Consider the following 15,992-nt stretch of genomic DNA (forward strand, 5'->3'; position numbering starts at 1 on the left):
CATTCCGCTCTCCGAACGGGTACGCTCGTACCGATTCGACACGACGTCGACATTCAGACGATCGCCCCCGCCGCTTCGGCATCGCCTGCGAGCCAGTCGTTCATCACGCGCGCATCCGCCTGCCGGTCCAGCGACAGACACACGTCGCCCAGTGCATCGACTTGCGCGCGGTCGAGCGCCATGCCCGCCAGCGCCCGATATTTCGCCAACAGCGCCGCGTCCGACAGCGGATTGCGCGGGTCGCCGAGCGCGATCGGCACGTGGCGCGATTCCCGCCGTCCGTCGGTGCGATGCAGGATCACCGTCGGCTCGTCGAGATCGCCGAGCGCCGGATCGACGTCGACCCCGATGCGCGCGAGCAGCGCGGTCACGCGCGGATCGGTGCGCCGGTCCGCGCGATACACGCCGATCCCCGTGTCGCCGAATGCCAGCGCTGCCGCCACCGCGTACGGCAGGCTCATCTGCGCGGACGACAGCGTCGACAGGTCGCGACCGCCGCACATGCGGGCCACGAACGCGCTCGTGCGCACGACCACCCGCTCGATCTCACCGGCCTCGACGAGGCGGCAGTCCGCGAGCTGCAGCGCCGCGTCGACGGCCGCATGCGCGCTGCGGCACGATGCGTGCGGCTTGATCGAGCAGCGCATCAGCTTCCAGTGCGCGCCGAGGCCGTCGGTCAATGCGTCGGGCACATGCGACTGTGCGGCGAACGTGTTGAAAAAACCGCCCCACACGTCGTCGAACACGTGCGCGGGGCCGCTCACGCCTTCGCGCGCGAGCAGCGCCGCGAGCACGCCGCCCTCCGCCGCACGCCCGGCGTGCAGCCGCTTCGTCTGCGCTCCGTCGTGGATGAAGCCCCACAGGCCGCCCGCGAAACTCGCCGCATGGCCGAGCGCGTCGCGCGTGCGCGCGGCGTCGAGCCCGAGCACGCGCGCGCTCGCGGCCGCCGCCCCGAACACGCCGCAACTGAGCGTCGAGTGCCAGCCCGCCCCGTTGTGAACCGAGTAGCCGCCTGCTGCCTCGAGCACGCGCCGGCCGACGTCGTAGCCGAGCACGATCGCCGCCACGCATTCGCGACCCGTCACCGGGCGCCCCACGCACGACAGCGCGGCGAGCACGGCCGGAAGCACGACCGCGCCCGAATGATCGCAGCCGCCGGAATCGTCGAGTTCGAGCGCGTGCGCGGCAATCCCGTTGACGAACGCCGCATCGCGCGCGCCCGCGGTCCGCCGCGTGCCCCACAGCGACGCACCGCCCTGCGCGACGGCGCCGGTCAGCGCACGGGCGCTGCGCGTCTCGACGGCGGACGTGCCCGCCAGCGCGGCACCGAACGTGTCGAGCACATGACGCTTGGCCTTCGCGACGACGTCGTCCGGCAACGCGTCGGCGGGCGTCTGCGCGACGAACGCCGCGAGCCGCGTGGCGCGCGTATCGGCTGTCATCGTCATCGCGCCGACTCCTCCGCCACGCAGCGCGCGAAAACGTCGACCGGATGTCCCGGGGCATTGACGGGCGCTTGGGCACGCCACCAGCGCGCGACGTCGCGCCCCGTCGCGAACCAGACGTCGCCCGCGTCGCGCAGATGCGCGAGCAATGCGCGCAGCAGGTCGATCCGCCCGGCCGTGCCGATGATCTCGGGATGCAGGCGCAGCACGCAGCACAGCCCGAAGCGCCGAAACCCGTCGACGTCGCGCCGCCAGTTGTCGAGCACGTCGCGGTACGCCGCGATGCGCGGCTGACCGGCCGGCACGGGCGGCGACAGGTTGAACTCGAAGTACGGCTCGTCCTCGAGTTCGTAGTGCAGTGGCAGCTCGACGAGCCGCGCGCCGTCCGCGCCGCCGTCGCCGCGCGGATGCACATACGGCAGATCGTCGCCGCGCCACGACGACGACCACGTGAAGCCTTCCGCGACGAGGAAATCCGCAAAACCATCGGCCCAGTTGCCGGTGAACGAGCGAAAGCCCTGCACGTCGCAGCCGATCGTGTCGGCGAGTGCCGCCCGCCCGGCGCGGCACGCGTCGATCTGCGCGGCAAGCGGCAGCGCATCGAAATCCTCGCAGCGATAGCCGCTGACGCCGAGCTCGTGGCCGGCCGCGGCGATCGCGCGCACCGCTTCCGCATGCGTTTCGGCGACGATGCCCGGGACGAACCAGCTCGCGGGCACGTGAAACGCATCGAACGCATCGAGCAGCCGGTCGACGCCGCGCGTCGCGCCGTAACGCCAGACCGACAGCGATTTCTCGCGGCCGACGATGCGCGGCTCGCGCGTCTGGATACCGTGAATGTCGTTGAAGTCGACCGTGATCGCGACCGCGCATCGCGCGCCGCCCGGCCATGAATGGTTCGTCGTCACAGGCCGCTCCGTTGCGTGGGTTGCGCGTCTCGCGCGTGCTGCGCAAGCCACCAGTCGGCCACTTCGCGGCAGCGCGCGAACCATACGCCGTCTTGTGCGCGCATGTGACCGAGCCACGCCTCGAGCAATGCGATGCGGCCGGGCTTGCCGCACACCTTCGGATGCAGCAGCGTCGTCAGGCACAGTCCTTCGCGGTATACGCCGTCGAATTCGCGCGTCCAGTTGTCGAGCGTCGCGCCGTAGCCGGCGATCCGGTCGAGCCCGGCCGGATAATCGGGGTTGCGGTGATACGCAAGCGACGCGTAGTCGTCGGTCTCCCAGCGGCCGGGTATCTCGACGAGCGGCGCCTCGCCGTCGTCACCGTGCAGCAGGTACGGCCGGTCGTCGCCGCGCATCGAGCTCGAATAACGCACGCCGGCTTCACGCAGCACGGCGACCGTCGCCGCGCTCCAGTCGCCGGACGGCGTGCGGAACCCGACCGGCCGCACGCCGAGCGTACGCGCGAACACGTCGGCCGACTGCGCCATGATCTCGCGCTGCCGCTCGGGCTCGAGCGTCCAGAACGCTTCGTGCCGATAGCCGTGGTAGCCGATCTCGTGGCCGCGCTCGACGATCGCCGCGCATTGCGCGGGCCAGGTCCGCGCGACCCACGCGGGCACGAAGAACGTCGCGGGCAGGTCGAACGCCGCGAGCATGTCGAGCAAGCGGCCGAGCGCGCGCCACGGCCCGTAGCTGCCGAGCGTGAAATACGCGGGGTTGCGCCAGATCGACCCGTTCAGCATCGCGTCGCCGGTCGGGCCGTCGAGATCGAACGCGAGCGCGACGCACGCGCGCTTCGCGTCCGGCCAGCGGGGAGCAAGGGCCGTCATCACACGCTCAGTGGGTGCCGTTGATCATCGCCTTCGTCACCGCGTGCTCCTGCAGCCCCCACTTCGCCAGGATCTTCTGGTAGGAACCGTCAGCGATCAGCTGGTTGAGCGCCGTCGTCAGCGCGCTGCTCAGCGCGGTGTTGCTCTTCGCGACGCCGATGCCCGTGTATTGCGACAGGAACGGCTTGCCGACCGGCGCGTATGCATTCTGCTCGAGGCCGTTCTGGTACGGCAGCGTCTCGCCGCCCTGCACGGCCGCGTCGATACGGTTCTGGCGCAACTGCATGCGCGCGTCCGACGAGCCGTCGGTGCCGACCACGACGATCGCCGGCTTGCCGGCCTTCACGCAGTTCTCCGCGCTCCACGCGGTCGTGTTGTCCGGGAACGACGTGCGCCGGCTCGAGCCGACGCGCTTGCCGCACAGCGCGCTCATCTGCGCGAACTCGCTGGCGCGCGCTTTCAGCGTGTAGAACTGCGGGCCCGTCTCGATGTAGTCGACGAACGTCACCGCATCGCGGCGCGTCGGCAGGTCGGTCATGCCGGACAGGATCATGTCGACGCGCTGCGTCGCGACCGCGCTCATCATCTGGTCGAAGCTCGTCTCGACCCAGTTCAGCTTCGCGCCCATCTTCGCGGCGAGCGCTTCGCCGAGATCGACGTCGAAGCCCGCGAGCTTGTCGGTCGCCGGGTCCTTGTATTCGAACGGCGGATAGTTCGGCACGATCGCGACGTTCAGCGTGCGCTTCGCGCCCGCGGCCTGCGCGACTGCGAAGGAGGCATGCAGCGCGAACGCGCCGAATGCGACGGCGGCCAGCGTGCGGGTCAGGACGGATGCTTTCATGGGGAGTATCGCCTTGTCGTGGTGGGCTTGTATCGTTGACGGTGGAATCGTTCGGGCGCTTCGGTACGGGGCGCCCGGCCCGGTCATGCAATCACGGCCGAGATGAAATCGCGCGTGCGCGCGTGCGTCGGCGCGGACAGCACCTGGTCGGGCGGCCCGCTCTCGACGATCCGTCCGCCGTCCATGAACACGACGCGGTCGGCCACCTCGCGCGCGAAGCCGAGCTCGTGCGTGACGACGATCATCGTCATCCCGCTCTTCGCGAGATCGCGCATCACGGCCAGCACTTCGCCGACGAGCTCGGGATCGAGCGCCGACGTCGGCTCGTCGAACAGGATCAGTTGCGGATGCATCGCGAGCGCCCGCGCGATCGCGACACGCTGCTGCTGGCCGCCCGACAGCTCGACCGGAAACGCGTCGCATTTGTGCGCGAGCCCGACGCGCGCGAGCAGCGCGCGCGCTTCCTCCTCCGCTTGCCCGCGGCGGCGCTTGAGCACCTGCACGGGGCCCTCGGTCAAGTTCTCGAGCGCGGTCTTGTGCGGGAACAGGTTGAAGCGCTGGAACACCATGCTCGTCGCCAGCCGCTGGCGCGCGACCTGGCGCTCCGACAGCTCGTGGAGCCGGTTGCCGGTGCGGCGGAAGCCGGCCAGTTCGCCGTTGACCCACAGCGCGCCCGCGCTGATCGTCTCGAGCTGGTTGATGCAGCGCAGGAACGTGCTCTTGCCCGAGCCCGACGGCCCGATGATGCACAGCACTTCGCCCTGCGCGACGTCGAGCGTGATGCCGTGCAGCGCCTGGAAATCGCCGTACGACTTGCGCACGTCGACCGCGCGAACGACCGCGTTCGTCATGACGTTCTCCCGATGGTTGAGGGTCGTGTCGTTCATGTGCGGCCCACCGCGCGACCCGCGCCGCGCGCGAAGCGCCGTTCGACGCGCGCCTGCGCGAGCGACAGCACGGTGACGACCGCGAGATACCAGATGCCCGCGACGATCAGCAACTCGATCACGCGGGCGTTCGCGTAGTAGATGTTCTGCGCGTTGTGCAGCATCTCCGCGTATTGCACGACGCTCGCGAGCGACGTCAGCTTGACCATGCCGATCAGCTCGTTTCCGATCGGCGGCACGATTACGCGCATCGCCTGCGGCAGGATGATCCGGCGCAGCGCCTGCAGGCGCGGCATGCCGATCGATTTCGCGGCCTCGTACTGGCCGGTGTCGACCGACAGCAGCCCCGCACGCACGACTTCCGACGTATACGCGCCCTGGTTGATGCCGAGCCCGAGCACCGCCGCGAGGAACGGCGTCATCACGTCGACGGTCCGGAATTCGGCGATACCCGGAATGCCGAGCGTCGGGAACACCAGCGCGAGGTTGAACCACAGCAGCAGTTGCAGGATCACCGGCGTGCCGCGGAACAGCCAGATGTAGCCCTGCGCGATCGCGCCGAGCACCGGGTTCGACGACAGCCGCATCACCGCGGTGACCACGCCCAGCACGACGCCGAGCGTCATCGCGAGAACGGTCATCACGATCGTGTTGCCGAGCCCCGTCAGGATCGAGCGTGCGGTCAGGAACTGGCCGACGACGCGCCACTCGATCTGTCCGCGCGCGAACGCGGCGGCCACGTAGGCGAGCGCGGCAACGATCGCGATCGACGCGACATAACGGCCCCAGTAGCGCCGGCGCACGCGCACGAGGCCTGCGGTATCGTCTGCCGCGGCGCCGGCCGGCCCGGGTGCGCCGTCGAGACGGCTCGAATCGGATGCGCTCAGCATGACGGCCCCCGGTAGTCGGCCGCCCAGGCGGCCTGGCGTTCGATCGCACCGCTCAGGCGGCCGATCTGCTCGCGCACGCGCGCGGGCGACGTGCCGCCCGCGCCGCCGCGCGCGGCGACGGCCGCGTCGAGCGTCAGATGCGCGCGCACCGCCGGCGCGAGGCGCGCGTCGACGGCCTGCAGTTGTTCCGCGCTTGCGTCCGCGAGCTCGATGCCGTCGCGTTCGCACGCCCGCACGAGCGCGCCGGTGATCTCGTGCGCTTCGCTGAACGGCACGCCCGTCAGCGCAAGCCAGTCCGCGACCTCGGTCGCGAGCGTGAAACCGAGCGGCGCCTGGCGGCGCATCTCGTCGACATTCACGCGCATCGTGCGGATCATCCCCGCCATCGCCGGCAGCACGAGTTCGAGCGTGTCGATCGAATCGAACGCGGCGATCTTGTCTTCCGCGAGATCGCGGTTGTACGCGAGCGGCAGCGACTTCAGCGTCGCGAGCAGGCCCGTCAGGTTGCCGATCAGGCGCCCGGCCTTGCCGCGCGTCAGTTCCGCGATGTCCGGGTTCTTCTTCTGCGGCATGATCGAGCTGCCCGTCGCATAACCGTCGTCGAGTTCCACCCAGCGGAATTGTCGCGACGTCCACAGGATCACTTCTTCCGACAGGCGGGACAGGTTCACGGCCAGCATGCTCGCGACGAACGCGAATTCGGCGACGTGATCGCGTGCGGCCACCGCGTCGATCGAGTTCTCGCACGGCGCGTCGTAGCCGAGCTCCTGCGCGGACAGCTCGGGCCGCACGCAAATCGCCGAGCCTGCCAGCGCGGCCGCGCCGAGCGGCGAACGCGCGGTGCGGCGGTCCCAGTCGACCAGGCGGTCGGCGTCGCGATACAGCGACTGCGCATGCGCCAGCAACTGATGGCCGAACACGATCGGCTGCGCGGGCTGCAGGTGGGTGAAGCCGGCGGTCACCGTGTCGACGTGCCGGCTCGCCTGGCCGACCAGCGCCTGCTGCAGGTCGAGCACGCCGCGCACGAGCTGGCGCGCCTTGTCGCGCAGGTACAGGCGCAGATCGTTCGCCGCCTGGTCGTTGCGCGAACGCCCGGCGCGCAGCTTGCCGCCGAGCGCCGGCAGCCGCTGCGTGAGCACGCGCTCGAGGAACGTGTGCACGTCTTCGTCGGCAAGCGACGGCGCGATCACACCGGCCGCGTAGTCGCGCGCGATGCCGTCCATCGCGGCCAGCAACTGCGCGAGGTCGTCGTCGTTCACGATGCCGGCGCGGTTCAATTCGCGCGCATGCGCACGGGAGCCCGCCAGATCGTACGGCACGAGACGGTAGAAACTCGGATCGGAGCGGGACAGGTTCTGCAGCGCGTCGGACGGCTCCGACTGGAAGCGGCCGCCCCACAGGCGTTCGATCGGTTCGGTAAGGCTCATTGCGGTCGACCTCGACTCGGTTGGATTGCCCCCACTGTAGGCATTCAATTTTTTTTGTTGTAGCGAGAAATTGGCTCCGCTTAAATGAAGTTTTTCTCAGCACCGTCGCCTTCGACGCGCCCGCCGATGCGCAACCGCCTGCCCCCGCTGAACCCGCTTCGCGCATTCGAGGCCGCCGCCCGGCGCGGCAGCGTGTCGGCCGCCGCCGACGAACTGCACGTGACCGCGAGCGCGGTCAGCCACCAGATCCGTATTCTCGAAAGCACGCTCGGCGTCGCGCTATTCGTCCGATCAAAGGCGCGCGTGAAGCTGACGCCCGAAGGCGAGGCGCTGCTGGAACCGGTCGGCGCCGCGTTCGACTTGATCGCGAACGCCACCGTCAGGCTCGATTCGCCGGCCGCCGTCGGCGATCTCGTCGTGTCGACGCCGCTGTCGCTGACGTCGCGCTGGCTCGCCCGACACATCGGCGATTTTCTCGAGCGCTATCCGGGCATCCATCTGAAGGTGATTCCGTCGAACGACGAACGCGAGATCTATTCGACGGACGTCGACGTCTGCATCCGTTACGGGGAAGGCACCTGGCGCAATCGGCACGTCGAGCTGCTCGAGCATCCGGCGCTGTTCCCGGTCGTGAGCCCGGCGTTGATGAACGGGCCCGATGCGATCCGCAAGGTGCAGGATCTCGCCGGGCGCACGCTGTTCTGCGAGCATGCGGGCTCGTGGATGCGCTGGCTGGCGGAAGCGAACGCCGACAAGCTGCCGGGCATCCGCATCCTCGAAATCGGCAACGCGCACATCGGCGTCGAAGCCGCGGTGCACGGGCAAGGCGTCGCACTCGGCGACAGCCTGTCCGTGCGCGACGACCTGATCGACGGCACGCTCGTGCGGCCGTTCAGCGCAACGGTGCCGTCACGTCATGCGTACTATCTCGTCACGCGTCACGAGCTGACCGGGACGCCGCTCGTGACCGCGTTCACGTCGTGGCTGCGAGCATGCCTCGCGTGATGCGCGTCGTTGCTTGCGGCAGGGTTTCGGTCAGGAAATGAGATTCGCCAGGTCGTCCCACACCATGACGATGTTGTGCGACCGCCAGATCGGCCCCGCATCGACGTACTCGCCGGCAAACCGCGCATTCAGCGCCTCGTAAAAGGCAATCGCGGATTCGTTTCCGTTGACGACACTCAACGCGGCACCCCGATACCGCAGCCTTCTCAAATGCGTTGCGAGTTGGGCAAGCAGCTTGCGGCCGATGCCGCGACGCTTGAATTCGGGATCGACATACAGGAATTTGATCTCGCCACGGCCGTCGAATATCGGTTCCGACGGCGCGCCAGCCGCGCCGATTCCGACGATCCTGCCGTCGGTCTCCGCAACGAGCACTAGCTGGTCGCCGTCGTTCGACGCCAGCTTTTCCTGCCATTTCCTGCCGCGATAGCGCTCGTCGAGCACGGCATGCGCTTGCGTCGGTGCGAGATCCCGATAGGTGTGCCGCCAGACCTTGACGTGGAAATCGGCGATCGCCTGTGCGTCGTCGATGTTTGCGGACCTGATGGATATTCCAGTCATTGAGGACTCCCTGTCGGGTGGCTTTGCGCCAGTGGGTGCGGTGTATGCAGCGGATTGTAACGATCCTGGCAGCGATGTCGAATGACCGCTGGTGGCCCGCGGCCGGCCACCGGTCACGATCTCCGAAGGCCGGCGGCCGACACGTCCGTCGTTTCGTACTCCCTCCTTCGCACCAGCCAACGGCCGCTCACACGGCGAGTTCGAAGGACGATTGCGCCACGACCCGGCCGTTGACGATCAGCTCGACCTCATGCCGGCCCGCATAGTGCCGGCGTGTAGTGAAATCGCGGATCGCGCCGACTGTGCCGACGCATCGCCATTTTGCTTCACGTAGGTCAGCAGTCTTTCCCGGCCGGCGCACCCGTGCGGGACGCAATCGACGTGCGCGGAACGCGAACCGCGAGCGGGCGTACGGCGTTCATGCGTCCGTTCGCCGCTGCTCGCGGGATGGATCGTGCGAATCGCCGCTGAAGAGCCTGTTTCGCAACTGACCGACGACGAACGCACCCGCAATCAACGACAGATACCCGGCAACGAGGAGATGCCGCCAGCCGTCGAGCGCGGCGCGGTGCGCAACCAGCGCCGCATCGGGCGCCGGCACGGCGAGACTTCCTGGCACGATCGCACGCGTCATCTGCACGAATCCCGCCGCCGACAGCACGGGCAGCAGGACGAGCATCGCCAGCAGCACGAACTTCGCACGCCGAAAAAATGCATGGCGGCGCAAATGAAACCACAGCCCGAGACTGCCGTGCACCCAACCCGGTGCGAGCAGCGCGATCTGCAAGCCCTGTGTGCCGCTCGTCAGGAGCGATACGATGACCCGTTCGTAGTTCGGCTCGAAGCCGTAAAACGATGTCGCAACCCGCGTCCCGACGACGTGGCGTATCAACAGCATTGGCAGGCTGAGTCCCGCCCACAGACGAAGCCATTCGGCGGGCGGCAGCGCCCAGTGTCGGCGGCCGTAGATGGTGCGGATCGCCAGCGCGAAATGCAGGCCGGCCGCGCCATACAGCAGGATCGTGCCGGGCGCGCTTTGCCACAGCCCGATTGCCAGATGCAGCGCGCGCTCAGCGATATCGATCGACCAGATGCCGAGCGCGTGATTGACCATATGGACGGAAATATAGAGCCACAGCAGGATGCCGGAACCGAGTTGCAGCCTTCGCGCGGCCGTATGCATCCCGTCTTGCGCCGACGCCGTTTTACCGGCATCGGAGTCGATCGCGTTCTGCGCGGGACGCGGCGCGCGGTTGCGCCGCGGCGGGCGCATGCCGATGCGATCCTGGAACAACGATGGCCGCCATGCCTCGTTCACCTGCGGGGCACCGTCGCGATCGCGCCGCGATCGGCCCGGAATGTCCCGGGTTTGCCTCTCCTTGCCGTTCATTGGCGCCTCCCCTCGATGCGTCCGCCGCTTGATCGGCATACCGCGGAGCGGGCCCGTTTATTCCGGCGACGCGCGACATCCCGCGCATGAAGTGCATCGCACGGTTTCGGGAATAGGCGCGGTGCTCGCCGGGTATACGGTGTGTGAGCACGACGGATGACGATCGCGACGCGTCGGCGCCCTGCACATCGAAACGAGCGCAGTCAAGGAGACCATCATGTCCAACGTTCTGTCCCACTGGATTCTGATCGGCTGCGACGCTTACGACGAGTATGTGTTCGTGCCGTGGCTCGATAAATCCGTCTATCGGAGAACGGTCACGCTGCGTCGGGTCTGCCTGTTGTGACGGAAGCGGTTCCGGCGCACCTCGCCGCCCCCGCCGGACAATCCGGACCAGAATCCACGCTGCTTGCCGCGTCAGCGCCACCCCAGGCGCAACAGTACCTGTCACGTGCCGCGGAGCCGACGGCGACCGCGTCCACGACACAAAGTGGAGTTACCCCCGTAGTCGCGGACACAGCCTCACGCCATGCTCGATGAATCCACCGCGCGTCGAAACTCGCGTAGTGAGCGATATTTCAGTGCGCTACGGGGATGCTTCTCGTTGCAATGCTCGAACGCAATGGCCGACATTCCGCACGGCCGTCGCTGCATCCGGTTTCCGCATGAAGGCCCCATAGTCGCGCTTCATCGTCTTCACGAAGCTCTCGGCCATGCCGTTGCTACGCGAGCCACGACTTGATGTTCGCCTGCATCGCGCCGATCGAGATCCCGTAGCGCTCGTGCAACGTCGGCAACGCGCCCGCGGCGAGGTACGCATCCGGCAGCGCGATGTGTCGGAACGGGAAGTCGAGCGGCTGCGTGCGGCAATCCACCGGTAACGGGGTATGAACACGGTAAGCGTAAGCCCTGTCATAAGCATTGGGTAATAAAGAATCTCCTGCTTATTACGTGATTACCGGGAACGAGCCGGAGGAGCAACGGAAGCGGCTACGCTACGACCTGGTTGCTTCGGCGGCGATCTCGCAGAACACGGTCGACATGAGGCACCGATTGCTCACTGGATCGGCGGTGCCGCGCCCAGCTTCTCTGACAACATTCGCTCGTACACACCAAAGTGCAGATCGACCTCCTTTTGCGTAACGTGAGTGACCGTGATGTCGATCTGGTCAGGTAACAGGCCCAGCACGACCGCGACGGCGGCTTCGAGTTGCGGTGCACAAACCTTGTCCTCCACCATCGTCGTGCCGACCAGCACGTCGTAGGTCTTTTCCTGCCGGCACACGACCTCGACGAGTCGCGCCCGCGCGCTCATGTTGTTGTCGATCGCGAGCCTGACAACCTCCACCACGGTGCGCATCGTCTCGGTCGGAAAGCCCTTTGTCGAGCGCAGCCGGATACGATGCCTGCCCAGCGTAAGCCAGTCCGTGTCGAATTCCATGGCGTCCTCCATATGCAGTTCCAAGCCGCTGCGATGATAGGTGCCAACGCCGAAATTTCAAGTGCAAAAAACTGCCGCCGCCCCTTGAAATTTTCCGCAGAGTTCCTATCTTGAGTTTCGCTCAGGCAGACGCGCGGGCCCTCTCATTCCGCGCGCTGCGTGTTTCGATTTGTTTGCCGGCAGCCCGGCAGGCGAACTGGAGCGCGTAGGCCCGTTCGCCTCCCGGCTGCACTCAAGGAGGATATGATCATGAGCGATCTTTACTTCGGAACCGACCTCTTCAGTGAGTTTGACCGTCTGCAGCAGCAGATGGCGCAACTTTTCGGCGGTTTCCCGTCCAGCATCCGCGCCAGCCGTTTCGGTGCGTTTCCTCAGATCAACATCGGCGCGACCGACGAGTCGATCGAGATTGTCGCCTTCGCCCCGGGAATCAACGCAACCGAACTCGACGTATCGGTCGACAAGGGCCTGCTGACCATCAGCGGCGAACGCAAATCGACACAACCCGACACTGGCAGCGAGACGCGCACCTATGCGCAGGAGCGCTTTGCCGGCACCTTCCGGCGCGTCATCGAGCTGCCGGAAAACGCCGATCCCGATAAGGTCCAGGCGCGCTACGAAAACGGCTGCCTGTCGATCAGCATCGGCAGGCGCGAATCGTCCAAGCCGCGCGCCATCACTGTCCAGTAATCCAAGGAGCCGATCATGACTGACACGACCCAACTGGCTGAACGCGGCCCATCCTCCGTAGCGCGTCGCGACACCGAACAGCCCACGCGCCGGATCACGCTCACCCCGGCAGTCGACATATACGAGGACAGCCAGGGCGTCACGCTGTGGGCCGACCTGCCCGGCGTGACGAAGGACAAGCTGGACGTCAAAGTTCACGACAGCAGCCTCTCGATCGAAGCCGAGGCAGCGGTGACGACGCCGGCGAACCTGCGGCTGCAGCATGCCGAGGTCCGCGAACCGCACTTCGCCCGGACGTTCACGCTGTCACCGGACTTCGACACGTCAAAGATCGAGGCGAACCTTCAGGACGGAGTGCTGAAGCTGACGATCCCACGCCGCGACGAGGCGCGCCCACGGCGCATTGAAGTCAAGACCACCTGACCCGCCAGCAAGGGCAGGTCAGGTGCATGGGCGGCAGCGATCGCGCTGCCGCCGCCGCGAGAACCAGGAGCAAGAGGCCCCGGTGCCTGAGGTCACTCAGGAGTCCTGGCCAGGGCATGCGATCCGCATCCGCACGATTCCCGTGCGACAGATCGTGCCACGCATCCGCCACGCTCGAAACAGGTTGATGCTGAATCGGAGGACGCTATGAATACCGATCTGAAAAAGTGGAACCCCTTCAAGTTTCTTCGCGGGGCTGCCCGCAAGTCCGATGCGGAAGGCCCGGAAAGCCCGCCGCCAAGCGAACCGTGGCGGACCTCATGGCCTGACATTCCGCGACTGTTCTCACGCGAGCCGTGGCGTGCAATGGAGGAGTTCTTTCACGACCCGTTTGCAGGCCGTGGCGTGCTCGAACGATGGTTTGGCGACTTCAGCTCATCGCGCTTCCAGCCGCGCATCGACGTCGTCGATGAAGGACAGGTGCTGCGCGTGACCGCCGAACTGCCCGGAATGGAGCGCGAAGATCTGAAGGTGAGCGTCGAGGATGGGGCAATCGTGCTGCGCGGAGAGAAAAAGCAGGATGTGCGCAGCGAGGAAAACGGCTGCTACCGGCTGGAGCGCGCCCATGGAAGCTTCGTGCGCACGATCCCGATGCCGGAAAACGCCGACCCCGATCACACCCTGGCCAAGTTTGACAATGGTGTACTCACGTTGACCGTGCCGAAATCGGAGCCGGCGCAGTCCACGAAGCGCACGATCGATATCGGCTAGGGCAAGTCCGCAAAGTCGGTCCGCACGAATTTGCGACCTGGCTGCTGGTTCGCCAGGCGCCGGACCAGCTCGACATGAATCGCGCCGAGTTCGACGCGCTGTTCGAACGCCAGCCGGTATCGCCGGGCTCGCTCCGGGCGCAACGCTCTGTAGGAGGTGTCACATGCAAACGGACAATGTCATGGAGTATCACGGCTGTGAGGTCCGGCCAGTGGTAACCGCCACCGGAAAGGGGCGCTACGCAGCTGCGGCCATCGTCACCGACCGGGCCGGCGAAACACGCACGCTCGGCGTCGATGGGGACTTCGCCCACGCCCGGGAGGCCCGCGATGAAGCGCTGGAGCTTGGCGTCGCATGGATCCAGCAACGCTCGGTCGTTTCGGAACGGTATGTCCGACGGATCTAGCGCGCCGGTATGAAACTGCGGGCCGGACGCATGGTGGGTCCGGATATCGGACACTTCACTGCGCGCTGAATGTGCATTCGTTCCCGACCGCGACGCAATCGGCATTCCAGGCGGCCGTCGACCGGGAGGCGCCGGCCGCAGAGTCTCCGAGTTGCGAGCCGGCTCGCATATACGATGCGCACCGCGCACGCCCGACTCGGTGATCACTTCATCAAGCCGGTAGAGACGGCCACGCGCGACGCGTCATTGCAACGTGTCGCGCGCGACCTGCTGCCGGATGCCTGGCCTGCGATGTGCGTGGTTCATCTTTTCGCGGTTCGCGAACCCGCAGTGGAGGTATGAGTCCAGTGCCACCATTCATGGTGGTCCAGATTTCTAAGCAGTTCCGCGCGACGATGTTCGCGGCGATAGCGGTTCATTGCGGCAATTGCCGCAAACGCCAGCACGAACGCGCCGACCACGAACCCGACCCATGCTCCGCTCATAGCAGCCTCCGTCATTTTCGGCCAACTCGGATCACTCAACGCATTCGCGACACCGCTCTCAGGACAGCGCGGCCCTCTGCGGTAACCTGGACACGCCGACAACCCGATGCCGGCTGATCAAGGGCGATCAGGCGATGCTCGATGAGCGTGACGAGTTCGTCGCGATCCAGTTCGATCTGATCTGGCGCATCCCGAACGATCATTAAAGTAGTAATTTCGTGCGGACTTAGCATGGTCTGCATGGAATGTTCGTATCGGACAATTGGATTGTGTATACATGCGCGAACGCATGCCTCCCGCTTTCAACGTAACGAGGTGCTCGAGAGTTTGTAACGCCCTCACCATTTCCTGCGACGATTCAATGCGAAATTTAGTGGGCACATTCTAACGCGCTCGCATCCATTTCGGTCCGCTACCTCATAGGTGGATGCCCTGATTCGGAAACGTTATCATTGATCTAAATTAAGAAAACATGCGAAATGGTATGAATATATAAATACCACCGTATTTCATATAATCACCAAATCATTCATTTTTGAAGCTGTCAGATAATGCAGGTCGATATCTTCAAGAAACATTCTCCTGCATTCATTCGAAATCCTCACATTCGCTGTATCGCCGGAGAGAAACGGCCAGTGCGTCGACATCGCTTTGATAGCTTGAAATCACATCCGCCCGCTCCGGAAATCGTTCGCGTTGCAACGACAGTGTCTCCACGGCTGCGGCATGACGCCTGACAAGCTGCCCGCGCGTCACCCATTCGTCATTTCCGCCGGTGCAGGACTTGATGTGCTTCAGCACGCCGTCGCCGAGCACCTTGAGCGGCGCGTGCCCATTGATGAATTCCGCGTAGTGTCCCGAGAAAAACCGCTCCCACTCGTTCCCCTCCGAGTCGTGCCGAAACGCGACGATATGCCCGCCGAGATCGACCAGGTAGCGATAGGACAAATTCTCGTGCGCGTCGGGTGAAGTCAGCTCGGCAAACCTGTTCGCTCGATGAAATCTGTCGGCGAGCGATCCGGCGCCATCGGACAGATGCGCGGCAAGGAAAAACTGGGCCGCGCCGGATGGGCAGCCGTTCTGAGGAATAAGGAACGTCACATGGCTGCCGTGCTGCAATGCGAACGTGTAAGTCGCAAGTATGCTCATTACGATTTCCTCTTGATCCTCATGAAGACGATCGCACCTGGACGCTATTTCCCGGATCACTCGTCTGCGGGTCAATCTCAGTAGCAAGCGATATGCCATCGCAATGCACTCGATTCGCACGGCGATACGAACCGCCGGAATACACGGAAAGTCGCCGTGAACGGATGAAAATGTTTCAGCGTTGATACGTTTCGCACGGCTCAAGCGCCTGCACACGTCGCTCGCCCTTGTCGAAACCTTCGGGGTCGATGCGGAAGGTTCCCCTTCCCGATCCCATTGGGCTCGCCATTTCCCGACTCGCCTGCCCGGTTGCAACGCTGAAACAGACCGGTTGGCCGGTCGAAGCGCATTCGGGAACACGAATTGCGCCATCGTTTCGGTGCAGCCCAACCCGGGAGTGAAAG

General features: G+C 65.8%; 19 protein-coding genes and 2 pseudogenes. 6 read left to right on the top strand and 15 right to left on the bottom strand.

Features of this window, described 5'->3' with window-relative positions; all coding sequences use genetic code 11:
- Positions 1 to 53: 53 nt before the first annotated feature.
- The 7 genes from MRS60_RS34830 to argH form a co-directional block, all read right to left on the bottom strand.
- Complete coding sequence (locus MRS60_RS34830; protein WP_243567139.1) at positions 54 to 1,448, bottom strand: MmgE/PrpD family protein; 1,395 nt, start codon at positions 1,446 to 1,448, stop codon at positions 54 to 56.
- Positions 1,445 to 2,353, bottom strand: coding sequence for a polysaccharide deacetylase family protein (locus MRS60_RS34835; protein ID WP_243567141.1), 909 nt, complete (start codon positions 2,351 to 2,353; stop codon positions 1,445 to 1,447). The genes MRS60_RS34830 and MRS60_RS34835 overlap by 4 nt, the downstream gene beginning before the upstream one ends.
- Positions 2,350 to 3,222, bottom strand: coding sequence for a polysaccharide deacetylase family protein (locus MRS60_RS34840; RefSeq protein ID WP_034185013.1), 873 nt, complete (start codon positions 3,220 to 3,222; stop codon positions 2,350 to 2,352). The genes MRS60_RS34835 and MRS60_RS34840 overlap by 4 nt, the downstream gene beginning before the upstream one ends.
- 7 nt (positions 3,223 to 3,229) lie before the next feature.
- A complete protein-coding gene (locus tag MRS60_RS34845) occupies positions 3,230 to 4,063 on the bottom strand; it encodes an ABC transporter substrate-binding protein (protein WP_243567143.1) in 834 nt (277 codons plus the stop codon).
- 83 nt (positions 4,064 to 4,146) lie between these two features.
- Entirely contained in the window at positions 4,147 to 4,950 is an 804-nt protein-coding gene (locus MRS60_RS34850) for an amino acid ABC transporter ATP-binding protein (RefSeq protein ID WP_279388979.1), read from the bottom strand.
- A complete protein-coding gene (locus MRS60_RS34855; RefSeq protein WP_243567145.1) occupies positions 4,947 to 5,840 on the bottom strand; it encodes an amino acid ABC transporter permease in 894 nt (297 codons plus the stop codon). Before MRS60_RS34855 ends, MRS60_RS34850 begins: the two co-directional genes overlap by 4 nt.
- Positions 5,834 to 7,267 carry an argininosuccinate lyase gene (gene argH / locus MRS60_RS34860; RefSeq protein WP_243567146.1) on the bottom strand — a complete coding sequence of 478 codons (1,434 nt, stop codon included), beginning with the start codon at positions 7,265 to 7,267 and terminating at the stop codon, positions 5,834 to 5,836. The genes MRS60_RS34855 and argH overlap by 7 nt, the downstream gene beginning before the upstream one ends.
- 126 nt (positions 7,268 to 7,393) lie before the next feature.
- On the opposite strand from argH, the gene MRS60_RS34865 reads away from it, so the two are divergent.
- Positions 7,394 to 8,272 carry a LysR substrate-binding domain-containing protein gene (locus MRS60_RS34865; RefSeq protein WP_034185008.1) on the top strand — a complete coding sequence of 293 codons (879 nt, stop codon included), beginning with the start codon at positions 7,394 to 7,396 and terminating at the stop codon, positions 8,270 to 8,272.
- Positions 8,273 to 8,302: 30 nt separating this feature from the next.
- Here MRS60_RS34865 and MRS60_RS34870 read toward each other — a convergent pair whose 3' ends face one another.
- Positions 8,303 to 8,950, bottom strand: coding sequence for a GNAT family N-acetyltransferase (locus MRS60_RS34870; protein WP_243567148.1), 648 nt, complete (start codon positions 8,948 to 8,950; stop codon positions 8,303 to 8,305).
- 301 nt (positions 8,951 to 9,251) lie between these two features.
- Positions 9,252 to 10,016, bottom strand: coding sequence for a hypothetical protein (locus MRS60_RS34875; protein ID WP_243567447.1), 765 nt, complete (start codon positions 10,014 to 10,016; stop codon positions 9,252 to 9,254).
- A 424-nt stretch (positions 10,017 to 10,440) separates the two neighbouring features.
- Between MRS60_RS34875 and MRS60_RS35010 the strand changes: the two genes are divergently transcribed.
- Positions 10,441 to 10,569, top strand: a complete 129-nt coding sequence (locus MRS60_RS35010; RefSeq protein WP_258170546.1) for a hypothetical protein — start codon at positions 10,441 to 10,443, stop codon at positions 10,567 to 10,569.
- Positions 10,570 to 10,745: 176 nt separating this feature from the next.
- Here the strand turns inward: MRS60_RS35010 and MRS60_RS34880 are convergent.
- The 3 genes and pseudogenes from MRS60_RS34880 to MRS60_RS34890 all read right to left on the bottom strand — a co-directional run.
- Positions 10,746 to 10,950 (bottom strand): annotated as a pseudogene (locus tag MRS60_RS34880) (integrase core domain-containing protein); the annotation flags it as partial.
- Positions 10,946 to 11,068: pseudogene (locus tag MRS60_RS34885) on the bottom strand (transketolase family protein); the annotation flags it as partial. The pseudogenes MRS60_RS34885 and MRS60_RS34880, both read right to left, overlap by 5 nt.
- Positions 11,069 to 11,280: 212 nt before the next feature.
- On the bottom strand, positions 11,281 to 11,664 hold the full coding sequence (locus MRS60_RS34890; RefSeq protein ID WP_034185047.1) for a hypothetical protein: 384 nt from the start codon (positions 11,662 to 11,664) through the stop codon (positions 11,281 to 11,283).
- A 249-nt stretch (positions 11,665 to 11,913) separates the two neighbouring features.
- Between MRS60_RS34890 and MRS60_RS34895 the strand changes: the two genes are divergently transcribed.
- The 4 genes from MRS60_RS34895 (at position 11,914) to MRS60_RS34910 (ending at position 13,954) form a co-directional block, all read left to right on the top strand.
- Positions 11,914 to 12,354: an Hsp20/alpha crystallin family protein gene (locus MRS60_RS34895; RefSeq protein ID WP_034185046.1), complete on the top strand. Its 441-nt coding sequence runs from the start codon at positions 11,914 to 11,916 to the stop codon at positions 12,352 to 12,354.
- Between the two features lie 15 nt (positions 12,355 to 12,369).
- Positions 12,370 to 12,777 carry an Hsp20/alpha crystallin family protein gene (locus MRS60_RS34900; protein ID WP_034185006.1) on the top strand — a complete coding sequence of 136 codons (408 nt, stop codon included), beginning with the start codon at positions 12,370 to 12,372 and terminating at the stop codon, positions 12,775 to 12,777.
- 207 nt (positions 12,778 to 12,984) lie between these two features.
- Positions 12,985 to 13,548 (top strand): Hsp20/alpha crystallin family protein, encoded by a 564-nt coding sequence (locus MRS60_RS34905; protein WP_243567149.1) that lies wholly within the window; start codon positions 12,985 to 12,987, stop codon positions 13,546 to 13,548.
- A gap of 163 nt (positions 13,549 to 13,711) precedes the next feature.
- On the top strand, positions 13,712 to 13,954 hold the full coding sequence (locus MRS60_RS34910; protein WP_243567151.1) for a hypothetical protein: 243 nt from the start codon (positions 13,712 to 13,714) through the stop codon (positions 13,952 to 13,954).
- Between the two features lie 302 nt (positions 13,955 to 14,256).
- Here the strand turns inward: MRS60_RS34910 and MRS60_RS34915 are convergent, their stop codons facing one another.
- From MRS60_RS34915 to MRS60_RS34925, 3 genes are all read right to left on the bottom strand, one after another.
- Complete coding sequence (locus MRS60_RS34915; RefSeq protein ID WP_072444060.1) at positions 14,257 to 14,439, bottom strand: hypothetical protein; 183 nt, start codon at positions 14,437 to 14,439, stop codon at positions 14,257 to 14,259.
- A 35-nt stretch (positions 14,440 to 14,474) separates the two neighbouring features.
- A complete protein-coding gene (locus MRS60_RS34920; protein ID WP_105393474.1) occupies positions 14,475 to 14,681 on the bottom strand; it encodes a hypothetical protein in 207 nt (68 codons plus the stop codon).
- Positions 14,682 to 15,027: 346 nt separating this feature from the next.
- Positions 15,028 to 15,588, bottom strand: coding sequence for a hypothetical protein (locus MRS60_RS34925; RefSeq protein WP_131947611.1), 561 nt, complete (start codon positions 15,586 to 15,588; stop codon positions 15,028 to 15,030).
- Positions 15,589 to 15,992 lie beyond the last annotated feature (404 nt).

Origin of the sequence: Burkholderia pyrrocinia (assembly GCF_022809715.1) — a bacterium.
In the GTDB taxonomy this organism is placed as follows: Bacteria; Pseudomonadota; Gammaproteobacteria; order Burkholderiales; family Burkholderiaceae; genus Burkholderia; species Burkholderia pyrrocinia_C.

Bases quoted from the DNA above. Each gene is read 5' to 3' on its own strand.
- MRS60_RS34830 (WP_243567139.1), bottom strand. From the start codon at position 1,448: ATGACGATGACAGCCGATACGCGCGCCACGCGGCTCGCGGCGTTCGTC.
- MRS60_RS34840 (WP_034185013.1), bottom strand. From the start codon at position 3,222: ATGACGGCCCTTGCTCCCCGCTGGCCGGACGCGAAGCGCGCGTGCGTC.
- MRS60_RS34845 (WP_243567143.1), bottom strand. From the start codon at position 4,063: ATGAAAGCATCCGTCCTGACCCGCACGCTGGCCGCCGTCGCATTCGGC.
- MRS60_RS34850 (WP_279388979.1), bottom strand. From the start codon at position 4,950: ATGAACGACACGACCCTCAACCATCGGGAGAACGTCATGACGAACGCG.
- MRS60_RS34855 (WP_243567145.1), bottom strand. From the start codon at position 5,840: ATGCTGAGCGCATCCGATTCGAGCCGTCTCGACGGCGCACCCGGGCCG.
- argH (WP_243567146.1), bottom strand. From the start codon at position 7,267: ATGAGCCTTACCGAACCGATCGAACGCCTGTGGGGCGGCCGCTTCCAG.
- MRS60_RS34865 (WP_034185008.1), top strand. From the start codon at position 7,394: ATGCGCAACCGCCTGCCCCCGCTGAACCCGCTTCGCGCATTCGAGGCC.
- MRS60_RS34875 (WP_243567447.1), bottom strand. From the start codon at position 10,016: ATGCATACGGCCGCGCGAAGGCTGCAACTCGGTTCCGGCATCCTGCTG.
- MRS60_RS35010 (WP_258170546.1), top strand. From the start codon at position 10,441: ATGTCCAACGTTCTGTCCCACTGGATTCTGATCGGCTGCGACGCTTAC.
- MRS60_RS34890 (WP_034185047.1), bottom strand. From the start codon at position 11,664: ATGGAATTCGACACGGACTGGCTTACGCTGGGCAGGCATCGTATCCGG.
- MRS60_RS34895 (WP_034185046.1), top strand. From the start codon at position 11,914: ATGAGCGATCTTTACTTCGGAACCGACCTCTTCAGTGAGTTTGACCGT.
- MRS60_RS34900 (WP_034185006.1), top strand. From the start codon at position 12,370: ATGACTGACACGACCCAACTGGCTGAACGCGGCCCATCCTCCGTAGCG.
- MRS60_RS34905 (WP_243567149.1), top strand. From the start codon at position 12,985: ATGAATACCGATCTGAAAAAGTGGAACCCCTTCAAGTTTCTTCGCGGG.
- MRS60_RS34910 (WP_243567151.1), top strand. From the start codon at position 13,712: ATGCAAACGGACAATGTCATGGAGTATCACGGCTGTGAGGTCCGGCCA.
- MRS60_RS34915 (WP_072444060.1), bottom strand. From the start codon at position 14,439: ATGAGCGGAGCATGGGTCGGGTTCGTGGTCGGCGCGTTCGTGCTGGCG.
- MRS60_RS34920 (WP_105393474.1), bottom strand. From the start codon at position 14,681: ATGCAGACCATGCTAAGTCCGCACGAAATTACTACTTTAATGATCGTT.
- MRS60_RS34925 (WP_131947611.1), bottom strand. From the start codon at position 15,588: ATGAGCATACTTGCGACTTACACGTTCGCATTGCAGCACGGCAGCCAT.